The following is an 18,609-nucleotide window of genomic DNA, read 5'->3' on the forward strand; positions in this document are numbered from 1 at the left end:
TTACGTTTTTTTTATTTACTTTGTTTAAATACTTGTTGTCCTGCTATCCACGTTTCTTGCACTTGGATATTATCGTCGATAACAACAAAATCAGCGTTAGCGCCTGCCATTAGCATTTCGCTTTCGGTTGTTTTATTTTCATTACCGTGCAGATAGTTTAATGGGTATTTACTGGCCATTCTTATTGCTTCATCTAAGGGCATGTTTAAGCATTGATGACAATTTCTTACAGCGGTGGCCATATCTAATACCGAACCAGCCAACTCCCCTGTGGTAGACGTTAGCTTGCCATTAGCTAAATGTACTGTGCGATTGAAAAATGCAAATTCATCATCATTGGTGCCAACAGGAGGCATAGCATCGGTTACTAAAAATATTTTGCCTTGTGGCTTGGTTTTTATTGCTAATTGACAAGTTGCATAATTAACATGATGACCATCAACTATGAGCCCACAACTTGTTTTATCATTTAATAATGCTGCGCCAACAACACCAGGTTCTCTACCTTGGAGGGGCGACATGGCATTAAACAAATGAGTAAAGCCTGTTGCACCACTGTCTATAGCATTTTGTGCAGTTAAATAGTCAGCATTGGTATGCCCCAAACACACCTTAATTCCAAGAGAAATCATGCGCTCGATATCATCAGTTGAAATTGTTTCAGGAGCTAAGGTAACAATAATTTTACCAATATCTTTGCGTTCGAGTACTTGCCATTCTTCATCGGTTATTGGACGAATAAATTCTTCACTATGAGCACCTTTTTTAGCGACACTTAAATGAGGCCCCTCAAAGTGTATCCCCAAAATACCTAACACATTTTCTTTTATCGCTTGTGAGATTGCTTCTGCGGCTTGTGACATCACTTCAACTTTATCAGTGATCAACGTTGGCATCATTCCTGTAGTGCCAAACTTAGCGTGTGCCGCCATAATCGTTTTGATCTTCGCTACAGATGGTGCATCGTTTAATAATGCACCACCGCCACCATTAACTTGTAAATCAACAAACCCTGGAGCAACTAAACCTTTTGCATAATGGTCTATGTTCTTTAGTGTTTGGTCTATCGAGATAATTTTACCATCGCTAATTGTAAGTACTTGATTATCACTATAGTTTTGACCATCAAATAGTCGTTGTGCATGTAAACGAAAATGACTCATTTAACTGGGCTACCTTTATACTAATTGTTAAAATTTACTGAAGGGCTAATTGCTCTTTGGCAAATAATACTGAGCCCATTTCTGGAGGGCTTAATGGCTCGGAAAGCTTGCTACGAGTTTCTTCGCTTAGCCAAGGTTTAAGTCTTGGTGTTAGTCCGCCAATCATTGACATTCTTGGTGGGTTTTTGCTCCAAAGCGTTTTGGCAATACTATCAATATAGTCTGCACCTTCGGCAACAATAGATTGAGCAACGGTGTCGCCCTGCTCTGCGGCATCAAAAACCAAATTAGCCAATTGGGCATAATAAGTTGCAGGTTTGCCTGCAATAGCTTCAACAAGTGCCGTATCATCTTTACAGTTTAACTTTTTCAACAATACATCGGTCATAATGGAGTGCGGCACTATACCATCAATTGAGAGCAATACTTGTTTAGCGGCTTGTAAACCAAACCATGCGCCACTGCCTTTATCGCCATGAGGAAAGCCATGAGCACCAATCATAAATGGATGACCATCAATATAAGAAAAGCCACATGATCCTGTGCCGGTAATCATTACCGCACCATCACTTCCTTGGTGTGCACCTAAACAAGCAATGAGTAAATCTGTCGCTAGAAACATTTCTTTAAAGGGATGATTCCATTCTGACATTTGATCAAATAATACAGGAAGGTTTACCCCTGCTAAACCTACACCAGCAACAACATCACTTAATGGAACATCACTTAACCCAGCATCTTCTAACGCTAAAATAGCTGACGTTGCGATTGAGTTTGTTGCTTGTTCAAAACCATGTAACGGGTTTCCAGGTCCTGCAATTCCAGTACCTAATATGGTATTATCTTCTGATACCACAACTGCTTTGCATTTGCTGCCGCCGCCATCGATACCTAAAAAATATTGCTGTGTATTACTTTTTGACATTCCTTCCCCGCATACGCTTATTAGTTATAAGCTGCTTTATACATGACTCTTTATATTGCATTTATTTATCAACTTATCCGTTGTTTTATTAATGCTAGAGGCGATTTAAACGATAAGTTAATTTTATCTTAATCAAAAATGACAGCGTTGTCATTTGTTTTTTGTACAATTTGAAACCTTTTTTTACACTCGTGCTTATATTAAAAGATAACCTACTGAATTTAAATAAATAAATCATTATAAAATCAGTAGGTCTAGTTTTAAAATAAACAATTATTTTTCTATTTAATTGAGCTTAATAGACGTTACACGGCTAACTCTAGCACTACCAGCATTGCGAGAGCGTAGGTGAATAACGGCTTTTTCTTTATTATCAGTTTCAATTTTCAATGGAACTGGCTGTTGATAAACTTTCCACTGTTGGCCAGGCATTTGGTACTCGATAAGTAAACCAGGAAAAGCAATGTTAGCTAATAACTTTCCATCTACTATTTTTGCTCCAACCGTTGGTAGTCGATAATCAACATCAGCGAGATCTAATTTAGTTAATTCTTTCTTGCCAATAGTATTAGCAAATAGTTGCCATTGACGATCGCGTTCTTGCTGAGCTTCTTCAGTAAACACCTGACTATCTCGACTATATTTAAACCCTTGATAGTTATATGGTACAGCCCATTGAGGTAAATACCAGGCACGTTCAGCTAACGCTAACAAACGAGGAAAAATTTTATGCTCTACAAGATCATCTGTACGGGTGTTTTCACTCCACAATTGTCCTTGGATACCTAAATATTTTTTACCTTTTGCCATAGGAGCAGAAGTAACGTTACCTTCCTTATCTTTTTGCAATGTATCGTCGGCAGTAAAAGTCTTGTCCTCTCTATCTAACCAAAACTCTGCATGAATAGGCAGGTTATCAGGCATAAATTGAAAGATTTTTTCTGTATTGGTATGTCGAGAAGCCCAATAATAACCATGCTCTTTAGGATCTGCTTCATAAGGGAAATCGAAATAAAGTGCGTCTGGAGTCGAGATGACTATCTGCCAATCGCGATTTGCCAACTCATTTACTTTGGTATGTCCTGCCCACGATAAAACATCCCAAACATTAGCTTGTACTATGGCAGGCATATTATCTTTATTAGTATGACTTAAGCCATCGCTCCAACCAGCAGTTTCTATATCAAGTTCAGAAAGAATATTTGACACTCGCTCGATAAAGTAAGCACCTACTTGACTAATATCGGTTACACCGTAATCGTTGTTTTCAACAAAGGCTTTACATACGGGTGATTCAATCCAAGCGCCTGCGGTTTCATCTGCTCCTATGTGGTAACGGGTCAGTGGCTGTCCACCATCGCTATGTATCTTTTTCACCTGCTTCATTACTTCACCAACAAAGGCGTAAGCAGACTCCATACAAACATTAATAGTATTGTCGTTATAGTACTGTACCGATGAATATTCAGTGGTATCGTCAATATCATGTAAAAGGAATTCTGTCGCTTTTTCATCATCTTCAAGAGCTTTGTACTTTTTATAACGAGCTGTCATTGCTTTGATTGACGATCTTGAATGCCCCGGCATATCCAAAGAAGGAATAACTTGTATATGACGCGCCGTTGCTGCCGCCAAAATCTCTTGGTAGTCAGCAACTGAATAAAAACCATTAACATTAGAACCGCTGTCAACACCGGCACCAAGTTGCGGGATAAGACACGTTTCTTCTTGAGGATCAAAACAGCGTTGAGCTCCAACGTCAGTTAATTCAGGTAAACTTGGAATTTCTAAACGCCAGCCTTCATCATCTCCTAAATGTAGGTGCAATTTATTCAATTTATACGCAGCCATTTGATCAAGCAATTTCAAAATAAAAGCTTTAGAATGAAAATTTCGTGCTACATCCACTAACATGCCACGAAAAGCATAATGAGGTTCGTCAATCACCTGTAATAAAGGAAGCGTGTCCGAGCCAACAGTTATTAAGCTTGCTAGAGACTGTAATCCGTTGAACACACCGTTAGTATCAACACCTACAATAGTAATGCCATTACTAGCTACATCAAGCTGGTAACTACCGATGGCTTTGTTGCTATTTTCACTTACCGATAAGTTAAGTGCTACACCGTTATCATTTGTCGTAACACCCAGTGTTTTAATTCGATCTAAAGCACTTTGAACGTCTGCGACATTGACATTGTTAAGTTTTACATTTACGCCTGAAGCAATACTAACAACCGCTTTGTTTGCATCATAGATAACAGATTTCGGTGTTGGGATAATCGTTTGGCTAACATCAATGTTAGTGACAAGTGATTGGTTTCTTTCGAATAAACTTTGCGTTGTTAACCATTGAGTTTTGTCTGTACTAGTACGTTTAAATTGATTAACTTCATCAGTAAAGGGTACAACAAAAGGTAATACTTCTAAGCGAGAAGATTCATCAATAAAGCTTTTTGTACTCTCAATCACTCTCGCTTGCATTTCGCTATTATTATTTTCAGCAGAGACAATATAATTGGGTAGTGCATCTGTTTCAGATAACATCCAAAAGTTTGCCCGAAAAACTATCTTCTTCGTTTCCCCTGCTTTAAACCCAGTAAAATTATCATTGAGTGAAATACGGTGTAAATCGCCATTGATATGCTCAACCTTGAACTCACCAGGCTCTGAAGATTGAATCGGCAAAATATGGCTGAAATATATTGTCCATTGGTTAGCGTTAATTGCTGTTTTTGCCGTAAGCGCTAATTCAACAGTAAAACATGCACCATCGGTTTTATTTTCGTCACAAGCTTTAGAAGGCACATTTGTGATCAAGCGATATTTAATATCAAGTTTGTTAGCGATATTATCGATATCTTGCTGAGTAACGCTCGTTAAAGGTGCTGTTTGTAATTGCTCTATTTTTTCGGAGCTTTCAGCATTTAAGTTAGCTTTTTCGCATGCGGTTAATAAGCAAGTAGCTATAAATATTGATACAACTATTTTATTTTTCATTTGAATTTCTCATGTGATTTCACTTTAGCTTTCACTATTTAAAACTGGGTTGATTTTTAATCTCAGCTAATACTATCCATAATTTTGACAGCGCTGTCAAAATTAAATATGCTTAAGTCATATTTAATTTTGATTAGCGTAAGCCTAGGTAGTGATATGACTAAATTTATTCCACTCAATGATACACAGCATAATAAACTTAACGTAATAGAACCAAAAGGTTACTTACAATATAAATCTCAAAATCTTATTCCTGTTGTCGTACAAGACTTTGCTTTATTAGCAACGGAGTTTCCCATTGTATTTGTGAAAAACGCCGAAACAGGATCATTTGTTGCCGTCGCAATGATGGGATTGAAACAAGGCTTAAATTTATATTGCCAACAAGCAGATTGGGAGCCATTAGTTACACCACTAAACTTTACTAATGCTCCTTTTTCTTTAGCAAGAAAAAACAGTGATACAGATGAATTAGTGGTATGTATTGATGAAAATAGCAATTTATTGAGCAATAGCGAAGGAAGTGCCTTATTTAGCCCTTCTGGAGAACAGTCGCAATACTTAAAAAATCGTTGTGACTCTCTTTTAAAAGTGGCTGAATATAGCCGACAAACTCAAGCAATTGTAGATTATTTTGCCGAAAAAAAGTTATTTAAATCCCGCCAATTAACCGTGAATTTAAACGATGAAAAAAATCCTGTTACCATGGAAGGAATCTTTCTCATCGATGAGCAAGCACTCAATAAACTTTCAGCACAAGACTTTGAAGAGCTACGTTCAAAAGGATTACTCACTATTATTTATGCACATTTAACATCTGTTCATCAATTATCTCGCTTAACAGCAAAACATAATCACTTTGTTCGTAATCAATAATGCGGTAAATTACTAGCGATAAAGCCCTGTAAATATATGTGGAGTAATAACTTATGAACTATCAATTTATCATTAACCCTAATTACTCCATTAAAAAGGTTAAGCTCCTCGATGACAGTAATTTTATTATAGTCATCGATGACTTATTTATAAACCCTCAAGAATTACTACATTATTCGCAGCATAGAGCCTATTTTAGTGCTGTTGGTACTGATGGTTCTTTTTATCCAGGTGTTAGAGACTTAATGCCTGCTCCCTATAGCCGAGCTTTGTTAGCTGAAATACAAAAAATTGTCTCTAGAGAATACTACTCAAATAAAGAACTATTTGCGATGGAGCCAGTTTGCAAGTTATCTAAGGTAACCTTAACATCAGAACAGCTTAACGAAATGCAACGGATTCCACATGTTGACTCAAACGATGCTAATGTTTATGCCATGGTCCATTACTTGTGTGATGAAAGCTTTGGTGGTACTAGTCTTTATCGCTATAAGCCCAGTGGAAATGTTGAGATTACAGAAAATTATATAGCGGCGATGAACGAGATGACTGCTGCAGCTAAAAGCTCACCTGAAGATCATCAAGGTTATCTAAATGGTGATACCAGTTTATTTGAACGAGTAGGACAAGTCCCCGCTAAAATTAATCGACTGATTTTATATAAAAGTAATTTATTACACTCTGCCGATATTCCCAAGCTTAGCCAACAAGCCGACAGCGCTACTTTAGGGCGTTTATCTATTGCGTCATTTATGTGTTTTGCTGAGAAGTAAAAACATATTACTTTAGACATTATTTCATTTTTATTTTCCTTCCTGTCGACTAGATTTATAGCAGCCTTTTAAAGTTTATCAATACAAAATTTCAAACGTAACAACAAAAAACCCAGCAAATGCTGGGTTTTTATTTCAATAATTAAACGCTGTGTTGTTTAGAAACGAACCGCGAAACCTACTTTATAACGTGCTTCACCTTCGAAACTCCATACAGGGAAGTTATTTAACAAATCAGGGTTTGGTAATGTTGTTGATTCATCGTTATTACCAAGTTGAATACTATCTGATTTTGTCAGGTTAATCCCTTCAACAGTAACATCTAAGTAGTCTGTTACCGAGTATGTTGCACTGAAGTCAAGTGAACCGTATGCTTTGTGTTCACGGTTACCATACCAACCTGGTGCTTCACGAATTACAAACTCTGAACGCCAGTTATAAGCTAAACGGGCTGAGAAATCTTCGTTTTCATAGAAACCTACTAAGTTATAAGTATGCTTTGATGAATCAGAGAATACGTCAACTCTATCAGGGTAGTTTGATCCTGGAGCATCAGCATCAGCATAAGTGTAGTTTGCTGAGTAACCGAAGCCATTATCAAAAGCATCTTGAATTTGAATTTCGATACCTTCAATTGATCCACCACTACCATTAGTAGAAGAACTTACTGTCCAACAATCGTTTACACCAGCACCACAAGGTGAATCACCTGCATCAGGGTTAGTGTCATAAACAGGAATATCTATACCTATTTGTTGATTAGTTGTTTGCTGTGTAGAGATAAACGAACTTACATCTTTCGTGTAGTAAGTTAAGCTCACCATAGCATCATCACTGAAATACCATTCAACACCGATATCGGCTTGGAACGCTTTAAATGGACTTAAGCCTACGTTACCTGTTTGAAGTACTTCGTTATTTGGTCTGTTATCGGTATAACCCGCTAAACTACGTGTTGCAAATAAATCTGCATAGTTAGGACGTGAAATAACTTGTGCTGCTGAAGTACGTAAAATTACATCATCAGCTAAATCCATTACAATGTTAATGCTTGGTAATATTTCACTATAATCAGCACTATCTGTTGTTAATGTTGTGTCGTATACACCAGAGTCACTTAGGTCATAATAATCTGAAGAGATATCTGTAGAAACATAGCGTAAACCCACGTTACCGCGAATACCATCATTATCGAAACCAGCCATTACATATAATGCTGTATTTTCTTCTTCAACAGTACCGTATGCTTGAGGTCGTTGAGTGTAGCCTTCGGTCATTGCAAGTGAATCTGCGATTAATAGATCCATATCTGGCTCTGGTAATGTAAATCCACCACCAGCGGTCATTGTACCAGGGTAGTATTCAGCAGCACTTCTAATTGGACGTAAAGCAGCGTTAACATTTGCACCGTTACCGTCTTGCACAACTTTATGGTCGGCATAGCGGAAACCAGTTTTAATACTGGTAATTACACCAATATCTACTGGAATTTCAAAATCAAAGTTTAAGTAAGTTTCTTCATCTGAATCAGGGTTATACTCTGGCGCCCAAGTCTCAGGACCAAATGATGCAGGTAAAATACTTGAATCATACGACTGGTTAGCTAAGTTATAAACCGTTTCGTCGCCTGTCATATCTACAGTACCGTTGAAATCAGCATTATTAGTAACCCACTGACCGTAGTTAGCTGTTGTTACATCACTTTCTGCTTTAGTGTTACCAACACGACCTGTAAAGGTGAAGCTGTCTGCTTCATATTCCCAATCGAAATCAACAGTTTTCGAATCCATGCTTGCTTTACGCGCCCATGTTTGGAAGAAACCCGTACCTGTTCCATTTATATCACGAGAGATACAGTTACCAGAGGCATTAGTCGCTTCACAAGAACCGTCACCAGGGAAAATAATAACTTGAGAGTTAGCGTTATTAGCGCCTAGGTCTAAAGACATTAAGCTTAAACCAAATTCTAAAGAATCTGTTGGACGATATTGCATTGCAACATTAATTGCCGTGCGATCACGCTCTTGTTGGAAAGTCGTTGGTGCCATACCACCGCTCCAACCACCTGATGATTCAATACCGTTACGTTGATATTCAATTTCTGATACTGCACCTGAAACTAAAACACCAAATGTTTCCTCTTCATTTTTCCAGCTATATAATCCAGAAAATTCAGGATCTGTTTTTTCAGAAACAGTACCGTAATCACCTTTTACACTTGCAAAAACAGTGTTTGAATCTAAATCTAATGGCTTACGAGTTTTCACGATAACCGTACCACCAATACCACCTTCTACAAGGTCTGCTTGTGAAGATTTATACACTTCTAAACCACCAACTAATTCTGAAGGTAATAAAGAGTAGTTAAAGCTACGGTCTACTGCTTGTTGATCAAACCAAGAAGTTGAAGCAACTGAATGGCCGTCTAGTAGAGTACGTGTTAATTGTGCAGAAGCACCACGAATAGATACTTGTTGACCTTGACCAAACTGACGAGAAACACTTACACCTGGAATACGCGCTAGTGATTCACCAACATCGCCATCAGGAAATTTACCTACATCTTCAGCTGATACAACATCAACTACCGCATCCGAAAAACGTTTACCGTTTAATGATGCTTTTAATGAGCCACGAATACCTGTTACTTCAATTACTTCAGTTTCTTTTTCAGCGGTTGCTGTTTCAGCGGCCATAGCCATTGATGATGCACTGCCTGCGAGGATCATAGCAATTGAACTTGCTAACATACCTTTTTTAAATGTTTTAGATGACATTGACTTTCCCTTACACACGTTTTTATAAAAATATAATTTGTTATCTTTTTTACTTAATTTATGACAGCGCTGTCTTTAATCTATGACAGCGTTGTCATTAAGTTAACTAAAACCATACACATAAAAATTCGTTTTGGCTACATTAAATAACAAATTAACTTAATATTTTTTGTAACTCTTTAAATATAAAAGAGTTAATTTTACCTTACAATATTAATGTAACGCTAAATTGTTCAGTATTTATTAAAAGGTTGTGCTGAAATTCGACAATTAACTTCATTTAATTAAACTTAGAATGCTCAAAAAAGCCCTTTAATTAACACCTTGCCCTACCAGCTTCATGTCAAAAAAAAAGGAAGCTAAGCTTCCTTTTTTTGTATTCTCAGTAATTTATTAATAATTCCAATACTTTATTCCTTAACCGCGAAATTCAGAGCTATAGAGGCAAGGCATGGATAGAAGCCAGTAGTTGTTCTATTGCTAAAGTAGTTGAAAAGCTTAACTTGACGACGAATAATTACTACTTTCCCTTTTATAATAGTGCATTAAGTTACTGGTTGAGCAGTCGTGTTTATCAAGATTCGCACCGCTTTCCATTTCATACTGAATTTTAGAGGCTAAGCCTTTTCCTAACTCAACGCCCCATTGATCAAATGAACAGATTTGTAGAAGGATCCCTTGGACAAAGATTTTATGTTCGTAAGCTGCAATTAAACAACCAAGTGTTGCAGGATCAATACGCTTTAATAAAATCGTATTAGTAGGTCTATTACCTTTATGAACTTTATGCGGGGCAACGGTATCAATATAAGCGTCCGTTCTGCCTTTAGCTTTTAAATCAGCTCGTACTTGTGCTTCGTCAACCCCCGACATTAGTGCTTGGGTTTGAGCAAAAAAGTTCGCCATTAATATTTCATGATGCCCTTCGACTGGCGTTACACTTGCAATCGAACCAATAAAATCGGCAGGAACAACATTATTACTTTGATGAAGGTATTGATAAAAAGCATGTTGACCGTTTATACCAACCTCTCCCCAAATGGTTGGTACGGTGGCGTAATCAACCTCTATCCCATCCCAAGTAACTGACTTACCATTACTTTCCATTTCAGCTTGCTGTAAATAAGCACTCAGCATATGCAGTGTTTGATCGTACGGAAGAATAGCTTGTGACTGCGAACCTAAAAATGTTGTATTCCAAACACTGATTAACGCCATAATTACAGGCATATTATCTTTTAAAGGTGCATTAAGAAAATGTTCGTCCATTTCATTAGCGCCTTCAAGTAAAGCGGTAAACTGCTCAAACCCTAAATCTAGGGCAATAGGAAGGCCAATACCTGACCAAAGAGAAAAGCGGCCGCCAACCCAGTCCCACATATCAAATATATTTTCTTCAGCAATACCAAAACTCATCGCATTTTCTTTATTAGCAGTAACTGCAACAAAGTGCTTCGCAACCGACTTAGAATCGAAAGAAGAAGATTTTAACCAATTAATCGCTGTTTTAGCGTTGGTCATTGTTTCTGCGGTTGTAAAGGTTTTTGACGAAACAATAAACAATACTTTTTCAGGATTAAGTGGGCGTAAAATTTCAACAATTTGAGAGCCATCGACATTCGAAACATAGTGAACATTAACGCTATTATCGCTGTAATGTTTTAATGCTTCTGTCACCATTTGTGGCCCTAAATTAGAGCCGCCAACACCAATATTAACAATGTCGGTGATCCGTTTACCTGAATACCCTAACCAATGACCTTGACGTACTTTGTTAACAAACACTTCCATATCGGCTAACTGCCCCTTAACTTGTTCAGTTAAGTTTTCGCCATCAACAATTAAGTCTTCTCCGCCTTGACGACGCAAAGCGGTATGCAGTACAGCTCTGTTTTCTGTAGTATTAATTTTTTCACCACTGAACATTTTACTACGCCATTGTGCCACTTCAGTTTCATCAGCTAGTGCTAATAAACTTTCCATGGTTTCAGTGTCGATTAAATTTTTTGAGTAATCTAAAAGTAGCCTAGGGAGTTCAATAGAGAATTTATCAAATCGTTGACTATCCTCAGCAAACAAGGTATTCATGTGTTGAGATTTTTTATCTTTTGCAAGTTGGTTAAGTTTTTTCCAACTCGGTAATTCTTGGCGAGCCGACATAATTATTCCTATAATGCGTATGGAAAGTCTAAATTTTAAATAACAATATTAAAAAATGACAGCGCTGTCAATCGTTATTGTTTAATAGAATAGCAATCAATAATACCACAAGGTTTATTAATTAATTATGTCAATTATCATATTAACTATTGCCGCAAAGCATAAGAAGCAATACTCTTGTTTCGCAACGAGTATAAAGTTAGTAAAATAACGTAAATGTTGACATTTTCTAATAAAACTACACAAGGTTAAAAGCAGTGATAAAAGCTACAATAAATGATGTTGCAAAACATGCCGGTGTTTCAATTAAGACTGTTTCTCGAGTTATGAACAATGAAACCTCAGTGCGCCAAGCAACTCGAGAAAAAGTACAGGCTGCTGTTATTGAGTTAAATTATCAACCAAATTTAGCTGCCCGAAACCTTGCCGGTACAAAGTCATATAGTATCGCTTATGTGTATGATAACCCCAACGCTTATTATGTTATTGATATGCAAGAAGGTATTTTAGCTGCCTGTAAAAAACAAGGGTTTGAATTATTAATTCATCCTTGTAATTCAAAAGGCGAAAATATTACCGAAGAAATTATCAGTATGGTAAAGCAATCTCGTATTGCGGGGTTAGTATTAACTCCCCCCTTCTCTGAAATGCCAGAGTTTGTTAAACGCATTACAGATTTAGACGTCAAGGTTGTTCGAATTATGTCGGGTGATGTAGCTCCAGATAATCTCAGTCCCTGCATAATGATAAACGATCATGATGCCGCATTAAGCATAACTCAACATTTGATCGATCTTGGGCATAAAAACATTGGGTTTATTGCTGGTGGTGCAGAGCATAAATCGAGTATCGAACGTTTACAAGGCTATAAACAAGCCTTGTCTAATAATAATATGACCGTTAATGAAAACCTTATTATTGAAGGTGAGTACTCATTTGAGTCAGGGGTACATGGCGCTAAACAGTTAATGGCTGAAGATGTTAGACCTACGGCTATTTTTTCCTGTAACGATGAAATAGCCGCTGGTGCATTATTTTCAGCGAGGTTAATGGGTATTTCAATTCCTGAAGACCTATCTATTGCAGGTTTTGAGAATAGTCCGTTTTCTCGTCAAACTTGGCCAAAATTGACAACAGCTCACCAACCTAATAGAAAAATAGCTGAAGATGCTGCAAGTTTATTAATTGGACAAACCAGAAACCAATCGATTAAAAACATTATGACGCAGTATACGCCTGAATTAGTGGTTAGAGACTCTACAGATCAGTTGTAATGTTGATGGTTATAGTAAACGTGTGCGATGGTTGAGCTATCGAATACACTTTTTTGTGTATTCGTAATCGTTGAACTGTTATAAATCAGGATTAAAACCATTTCTAATTTTGTCTAAACGTTTTTGATGTTTTCTATTGGCTTTAACTACCGTAATAGCAAAAACAGCTATAATAACAATAATAGGAATTATAACGGACAAGACTTCTGGACGAAGTAATTGATTGAACCATTCCATGGTAAGTTTCCTTTTAAATTAGCGAGTAAATTGAATGACTCGCTAACAACTATGATTAATTAATAACTACTCTTCAAAATATGTACCCCAGCCATCATAATCGACTTTCGTTGATTCTGCTAGTGCTAACATTTTTTTTGTTTCTTCAAAAATAATATCGATATCAAGTGCTTGCTCTGTACTAATATCAAAAGCAAATACTTTTTCACCTGTTTCAAGTTCAGCTTCTTCTGGCTCTTCGACTTCATAACCCATTTTAAAAGCTGTGATAGCCGCTTGCTCTAATAAATCAAAATCAGTACTGGCAAAATGATGTTCAATCGTATGGTGAACCTCTTCATTTGTGCCGTCTTCAATTAATTCATTAATAAGGCTTTGGGTATGTGCTAACCAATGTGCTAACTGTTCATCTTTGGTCATTATCTATATCCTATTTATTCGCTGTTGTGTTATTAAGTGCTGTACCTGTTTCGACACTTAACTGTTCAATTTTTTCAGCCATTAATCCATGCACTTCGTTAGCAATGGCTCTAATGTTGTCTTTACTTTCATCAGTGAAGTAAATAGGCGGTAAAATTTCAATAATCACTTTACCATTATTCCATTTATTCCATTTAATCGCATTGTGCAAGTTACTCGAACATACTGGCACTATAGGAACTCCCGCTTCAATAGCAGTGCGAAAAGCGCCCGTTTTAAAACGTAATAAGCCTCGACCATTACTACGAGTCCCCTCAGGAAATAACCAAACAGATAAGCTTTTTTCTTTAATTTTGGTAACAGTTTGAGCAATTGTCCCCATAGCTTTATTAGTATTGGCCCTATCAATTAAAATATTGCCTGCTAACCAATACATTTGACCAAAAAATGGGATCCATTTTAAACTTTTTTTCCCCACCGTTACCGTATTTTTCTGAACGGCACCACTGATAGTAAACATATCAAGTCCACTTTGATGATTAGCAACATAAACCACAGGACCAATATCTTTTGCTGCTTCATCAAGCCTAACCTCAACCGTTAGTCCTAATAACTTAGCCACCCAACTTAAATATTTTGAGGTGTAATAGACTCGATTACGGCTAAAGGGCTGCAATAAGCTATAGGTACAAGAAAAAATACAAATAACAACAAGTGCAAGAGTCACACAAATAATACGAATAATAGCTAACAACAGAAAACCCTAATAAATTTCTAAGGCGAAAGTATACCCCTAAAGTAATTAAAAATTAACTAATGAGTTTTGTTTTCCTTATTTAATGATAATTAATAAAATACTAATTAATAGGGGCTGTTGATCTTTCGAGATTATTTTTGCAGGTATTTATACAAGACAGAGCCTTTGACATGTGGTTTTTCCACATGAAAAGGCGATAACGGAGAAAAATACCCAGCAAACGCTGCCCGAAGAATTCAGATAAAAAATCAACCGAAAAAGTTCAAGAGACCCAAACCAAATGACAACTTATTGAGTAAAGCTTTGATTATAAATGCCATTGTATTATTATTTATTAAGATTTTATTTGGCATATAACTGGTCCTAAATATGAATAACTTTTATAAAGCATGTATTTTACTTAGCTTATCCTCGCTTGCTTCTTGTGTAGCTCAAAATCAATCTCAAGGCTACGCACAACAAATAAGTCCACCTAAGGTGACTCAACCGTGTGAAAAAATTGAGGCACTTATCAAAGAATACGATAATAGCTTTGAGCGTATTAAGCTTAAATCACTTAATAATAGAATTAGCAAAATATGGCAAGCTAAATACCACTTAGTTGGTAATAGCTGTCAAGTCTGGGCATGGGGCACTAATAGTACAACTTATGCTTGCAGTTTAACGGCGCCTAATAAAGAAACGGCACAAAATTACTTCGACAAAGCTAAAAATGTCACACAAGGCTGTTTGGCTGATAGCTGGAATATGAATGAACAAGCGCGAAAAAATAACGATGGAATGAAAGTCGAATTTACCAATAAAGATAGTGATATTGCGATTGCTGCCCATATGGTGCCAACTGCGGGATTATTTAAATCTGAATGGACAGTTTATTATTACGTCGGAAGTGAACGACACCCTAAATAATAATAAAAACATAAGCAGTGTGACCAAGTGAACACTGCTTTAACATAAAAGATTAAAAGTGCTAACCTTTAAGCATCGGCGCTAATATTTCTTCTGGAATAGGCTGGAGTCGCTTTTCTTTATCTAAACACACCATTTCAATGTCTCCAATCACCGCAGGTTTTTTCGCGTTAGGACGCCAGACTTCTTGTCGCCACAATGTTTTATACTTTCCATCGAGTTGATAGCTAGTACGAATATCGCAAATTTCAGCAAACTCTACACCATCTTGAAATGTCATATTGGCTTTATAGACAGCAAAGCCTAATCCTTTTTCATTCCAAAGTGTGGCTAGCCGATCACTGTCAATAACATGCTCTCTTGCGCGCTCAAAATATTTAAGAAAATTAGGATGATACACTACACCAGAGTGATCGGTATCTTCATAATAAATCTGAACAGGATGGTGATAAATCTTACTCATGTTTTTGTCTACTTAATGGAGTTAATAACGACTCTTGCAATGCTTTCATACCTTGTTCAATAGTGACTATCGGTCGGTAACCAAGGTCACGTTTAGCCGCAGCAATATTAAAATAATGGCTGGTCGATAATTGGCGAGCAACAAAACGTGTCATCATTGGCTCTTGTTGCTTACCTAATATTCGATATATATTTTCCAGTACAGTTCCCACGCCATAAGCTAGCGCGGTAGGGATACGCTTAGTTACGGGTGGCAAATCAGCACAGGCTAATATTTTATTCAACATATTAGCCATGGTTATCGGTTGATCATTACTAATAAAATAACTTTTTCCTGCGCACACTGATGCTGGCTCAATCAATTTTACTGCCGCTAAGATATGTGCGTAAGCAGCGTTGTCTACATAAATGGTATCAACAAGTTTATCTTTTCGCCCCAACAACTTTAAACGCCCTGCTTTAGCTCTGTTAATAACGCGAGGCACTAAGTGCGGATCTCCCGGCCCCCAAATTAAATGAGGTCGAAGTGCTACTGTTTTTAATGCCGCATTATTGGCTGCTAACATCATTTGCTCTGCAATCGCTTTAGAATGAGCATAATAATTAAGAAAAGAGTGAGCATAAGGTTGTGACTCATCAATACCGGACTCATCAACACCTGCAAATGTCACACTGGGGGTACTCGTATAAATCAAAAAGTTAATGCCTAACGTTTGACAAACTTCAATGATATTAGCCGCTCCATCAACATTCGGTTGAAAATAATCGGTTTTACTCCCCCAAACGCCAGCCTTAGATGCAACATGAAAAACTAAATCGCACGATTGCATTGCTTTTGTTAGCATCGCTTTATCAGTGATATCGCCCTGGATCATATTTACACCCATTTGCTTAAGCTCTGGGTATTCGCTACGGGCAAAACCCGTAACTTTAATATCAGCAGCACGCAGCATGCGGCAAATAGTTTTGCCTAAAAAACCTCCTGCGCCAGTCACAAATACGTGTTCGACCTTCTCTGACAATATAGATAATGCATCAGTAAGTTGCGGATGGTTAATAGTTAACACGGTTATTCACTACCTTTTGTTGCTTGGCTTGCGACTTGTTGCTGTGCCCATACAGCTAATTTTTCTCTAAATATCTTGGCATTATGACGAATATCTACAGGGAAATGAGGATGGATTAAAAAGTTTGTAATCAATTTCGTTTGTTGGTGTTGCTCACCTATCGATGCTAGCTCTTTAAATAATTGTAAGCGCGCAGTTTTATTATTTACTTGTATCGCATCATTAAGCTCAATACAAAGTAATGGTTTAACAATGCCATTGTGTGTAACAGCAACTAACGCACTGCGTTTAATCGCTTTGTGTGTATTAAAAATACGCTCACAGGGAATTGAAAACAATGTTTGACCTTCAGTTTCAACACGATGAGCTTTACGACCACACATCCATAAATTTCCACTATCATCAAGATAACCTAAGTCACCCATTCGATGTCGAACAACAATGTCATTGTTACTTTTAGTGTAATCAGCAATCTTAGCTTGTGCTGTAGCACTTGGTCTCTGGTAATAAGCTTGGCTGACCATATCACCTTTAACAACAATCTCTCCGATAGTACCGTTTGGCAGGCACAAGTTGTTGTGCCATTGGCTAATACTTTCCTCTGTGATGGCGATTATTCTAACGTCAACACCGTTTATCGGTTTACCGACACAAATACCACCACCATTATCGGTAATTTCACTAGTCGTTAATAAGGCTGTACTGCCTATTTTAGTCAAAGGTAATGACTCTGTTGCGCCATAAGAATTTAGCACCTCAACACCCTCATTAAGCAGTTGACTAAAACGCTCAATTGAAGACAAAGTGGCTGGAGCTCCTGCTGAAATAACTCGCTTTAAGCTCGGTAATTTTATTGTTGTTGCATGTGCTGTATTTATTCCTGCTTGTCCTAACACTTCAATTAAAGCAGGATTAGCAAACAAGTTACTACATTGATATTTTTCAATAGCTGCAAAAATAAATGCAGGATTTGCTGTAATAGGTTTACTCGCATCCATTTCAGGAACAATTGAAGCCATTCCTAGCGCTGGACCAAATAAAGAAAACAAAGGGAAGGTAGCTAAATCTCGTTCGCCAGACGTTATTTGATAATCATTTTTTAAAGCACTAATCTGAGCTTCAAACATTTTATGACTATAAACCACGCCCTTGGGAACACCAGTGCTGCCGCTAGTAAACAATATTGCCGCCATATCGTCTTCTGCGAGTCTTACCATAGGGTATACTGATTTATTTACAGGGTATTTTTTTACTAATTTAGTTAAATTAGTTGCGCCAAAGATACTAGCCGCACCAACAGAGATTGAAAATTTAATGCTTTCTTTGCCCCAACCAAATAATTTTCTAGCAAGATGCGCTTTTGCAATACCAATAAAGGCGTCAGGGGAGGATTCAGCAAAACATTGTTTAAGGTTTTTCACGCCCATTCCTGGATCAACCAAAATAGGCACGATACCAGCTTTAAAAAGTGCAAAAGTTAACGCAAAAAAATCGAGACTTGGCGTTACCATTAATACTGCCTTCATACCTGCTTTAATACCAAATTGATTAAGAGCAAAGGCGAGCTTGTCACTTCTTTTGTCTAATTCACTAAAGCTTATTTCTTGATAACTCAGGGTTAGCGGAAATAACGATTGAAATAATGAATCAGTTTTCAATCGCTTGGGGGATAAAGACAATAATTTTCGGTGAGATTTTTGTACGGCAACCGCTAATAAATCGGGTGTATTAATGGCGGCTTGTTGTAAATGGCGAGACAAATTAGCGGTATTTTCACTACGACTTGTTTGGCCATTACTCTTAATCATG

General features: G+C 37.3%; 15 protein-coding genes. 4 read left to right on the forward strand and 11 right to left on the reverse strand.

Annotated elements, in window-relative coordinates; translation table 11 throughout:
* Window positions 1-11 precede the first annotated feature (11 nt).
* From nagA to AC27G3_RS01385, 3 genes are all read right to left on the reverse strand, one after another.
* Complete coding sequence (gene nagA, locus AC27G3_RS01375) at window positions 12-1,163, reverse strand: N-acetylglucosamine-6-phosphate deacetylase (RefSeq protein WP_487118065.1); 1,152 nt, start codon at window positions 1,161-1,163, stop codon at window positions 12-14.
* A 34-nt stretch (window positions 1,164-1,197) separates the two neighbouring features.
* Window positions 1,198-2,088, reverse strand: a complete 891-nt coding sequence (nagK, locus tag AC27G3_RS01380; RefSeq protein ID WP_487118067.1) for an N-acetylglucosamine kinase — start codon at window positions 2,086-2,088, stop codon at window positions 1,198-1,200.
* 285 nt (window positions 2,089-2,373) lie between these two features.
* The gene (locus AC27G3_RS01385) at window positions 2,374-5,088 is read right to left on the reverse strand and encodes a family 20 glycosylhydrolase (protein WP_487118069.1); all 2,715 of its coding nucleotides are present in this window, start codon (window positions 5,086-5,088) and stop codon (window positions 2,374-2,376) included.
* Window positions 5,089-5,244: 156 nt separating this feature from the next.
* On the opposite strand from AC27G3_RS01385, the gene AC27G3_RS01390 reads away from it, so the two are divergent.
* Together AC27G3_RS01390 and AC27G3_RS01395 are read left to right on the forward strand one after the other, a co-directional pair.
* Entirely contained in the window at window positions 5,245-5,964 is a 720-nt protein-coding gene (locus tag AC27G3_RS01390) for a SapC family protein (protein WP_487118071.1), read from the forward strand.
* Between the two features lie 53 nt (window positions 5,965-6,017).
* Entirely contained in the window at window positions 6,018-6,737 is a 720-nt protein-coding gene (locus tag AC27G3_RS01395; protein ID WP_487118073.1) for a DUF6445 family protein, read from the forward strand.
* A 158-nt stretch (window positions 6,738-6,895) separates the two neighbouring features.
* Here AC27G3_RS01395 and AC27G3_RS01400 read toward each other — a convergent pair whose 3' ends face one another.
* Both AC27G3_RS01400 and pgi read right to left on the reverse strand, forming a co-directional pair.
* Entirely contained in the window at window positions 6,896-9,514 is a 2,619-nt protein-coding gene (locus AC27G3_RS01400; RefSeq protein WP_487118075.1) for a TonB-dependent receptor, read from the reverse strand.
* 498 nt (window positions 9,515-10,012) lie between these two features.
* Window positions 10,013-11,674 carry a glucose-6-phosphate isomerase gene (gene pgi / locus AC27G3_RS01405; protein ID WP_487118077.1) on the reverse strand — a complete coding sequence of 554 codons (1,662 nt, stop codon included), beginning with the start codon at window positions 11,672-11,674 and terminating at the stop codon, window positions 10,013-10,015.
* A gap of 260 nt (window positions 11,675-11,934) precedes the next feature.
* On the opposite strand from pgi, the gene AC27G3_RS01410 reads away from it, so the two are divergent.
* Window positions 11,935-12,948: a LacI family DNA-binding transcriptional regulator gene (locus AC27G3_RS01410; protein WP_487118672.1), complete on the forward strand. Its 1,014-nt coding sequence runs from the start codon at window positions 11,935-11,937 to the stop codon at window positions 12,946-12,948.
* A gap of 78 nt (window positions 12,949-13,026) precedes the next feature.
* Here the strand turns inward: AC27G3_RS01410 and AC27G3_RS01415 are convergent, their stop codons facing one another.
* The 3 genes from AC27G3_RS01415 to AC27G3_RS01425 all read right to left on the reverse strand — a co-directional run bounded on the left by AC27G3_RS01415 (window position 13,027) and on the right by AC27G3_RS01425 (window position 14,359).
* Window positions 13,027-13,185, reverse strand: coding sequence for a hypothetical protein (locus tag AC27G3_RS01415; protein WP_487118079.1), 159 nt, complete (start codon window positions 13,183-13,185; stop codon window positions 13,027-13,029).
* A 66-nt stretch (window positions 13,186-13,251) separates the two neighbouring features.
* The gene (gene rraB / locus AC27G3_RS01420) at window positions 13,252-13,605 is read right to left on the reverse strand and encodes a ribonuclease E inhibitor RraB (protein ID WP_487118081.1); all 354 of its coding nucleotides are present in this window, start codon (window positions 13,603-13,605) and stop codon (window positions 13,252-13,254) included.
* A 10-nt stretch (window positions 13,606-13,615) separates the two neighbouring features.
* Entirely contained in the window at window positions 13,616-14,359 is a 744-nt protein-coding gene (locus AC27G3_RS01425; protein ID WP_487118083.1) for a 1-acylglycerol-3-phosphate O-acyltransferase, read from the reverse strand.
* A gap of 372 nt (window positions 14,360-14,731) precedes the next feature.
* Here AC27G3_RS01425 and AC27G3_RS01430 point away from each other — a divergent pair, with 372 nt between their 5' ends.
* A complete protein-coding gene (locus AC27G3_RS01430) occupies window positions 14,732-15,271 on the forward strand; it encodes a hypothetical protein (protein WP_487118085.1) in 540 nt (179 codons plus the stop codon).
* A gap of 61 nt (window positions 15,272-15,332) precedes the next feature.
* Here the strand turns inward: AC27G3_RS01430 and AC27G3_RS01435 are convergent, their stop codons facing one another.
* From AC27G3_RS01435 to oleC, 3 genes are read right to left on the reverse strand one after another with little or no spacing between them, the layout of a single operon-like run.
* The gene (locus AC27G3_RS01435; RefSeq protein ID WP_487118087.1) at window positions 15,333-15,734 is read right to left on the reverse strand and encodes a thioesterase family protein; all 402 of its coding nucleotides are present in this window, start codon (window positions 15,732-15,734) and stop codon (window positions 15,333-15,335) included.
* On the reverse strand, window positions 15,727-16,791 hold the full coding sequence (gene oleD, locus AC27G3_RS01440) for a 2-alkyl-3-oxoalkanoate reductase (protein WP_487118674.1): 1,065 nt from the start codon (window positions 16,789-16,791) through the stop codon (window positions 15,727-15,729). Before oleD ends, AC27G3_RS01435 begins: the two co-directional genes overlap by 8 nt.
* Window positions 16,792-16,802: 11 nt before the next feature.
* A complete protein-coding gene (gene oleC / locus AC27G3_RS01445; RefSeq protein ID WP_487118089.1) occupies window positions 16,803-18,608 on the reverse strand; it encodes an olefin beta-lactone synthetase in 1,806 nt (601 codons plus the stop codon).
* Window position 18,609 lies beyond the last annotated feature (1 nt).

Source organism: Colwellia sp. SU-HH01217, assembly GCF_057543495.1.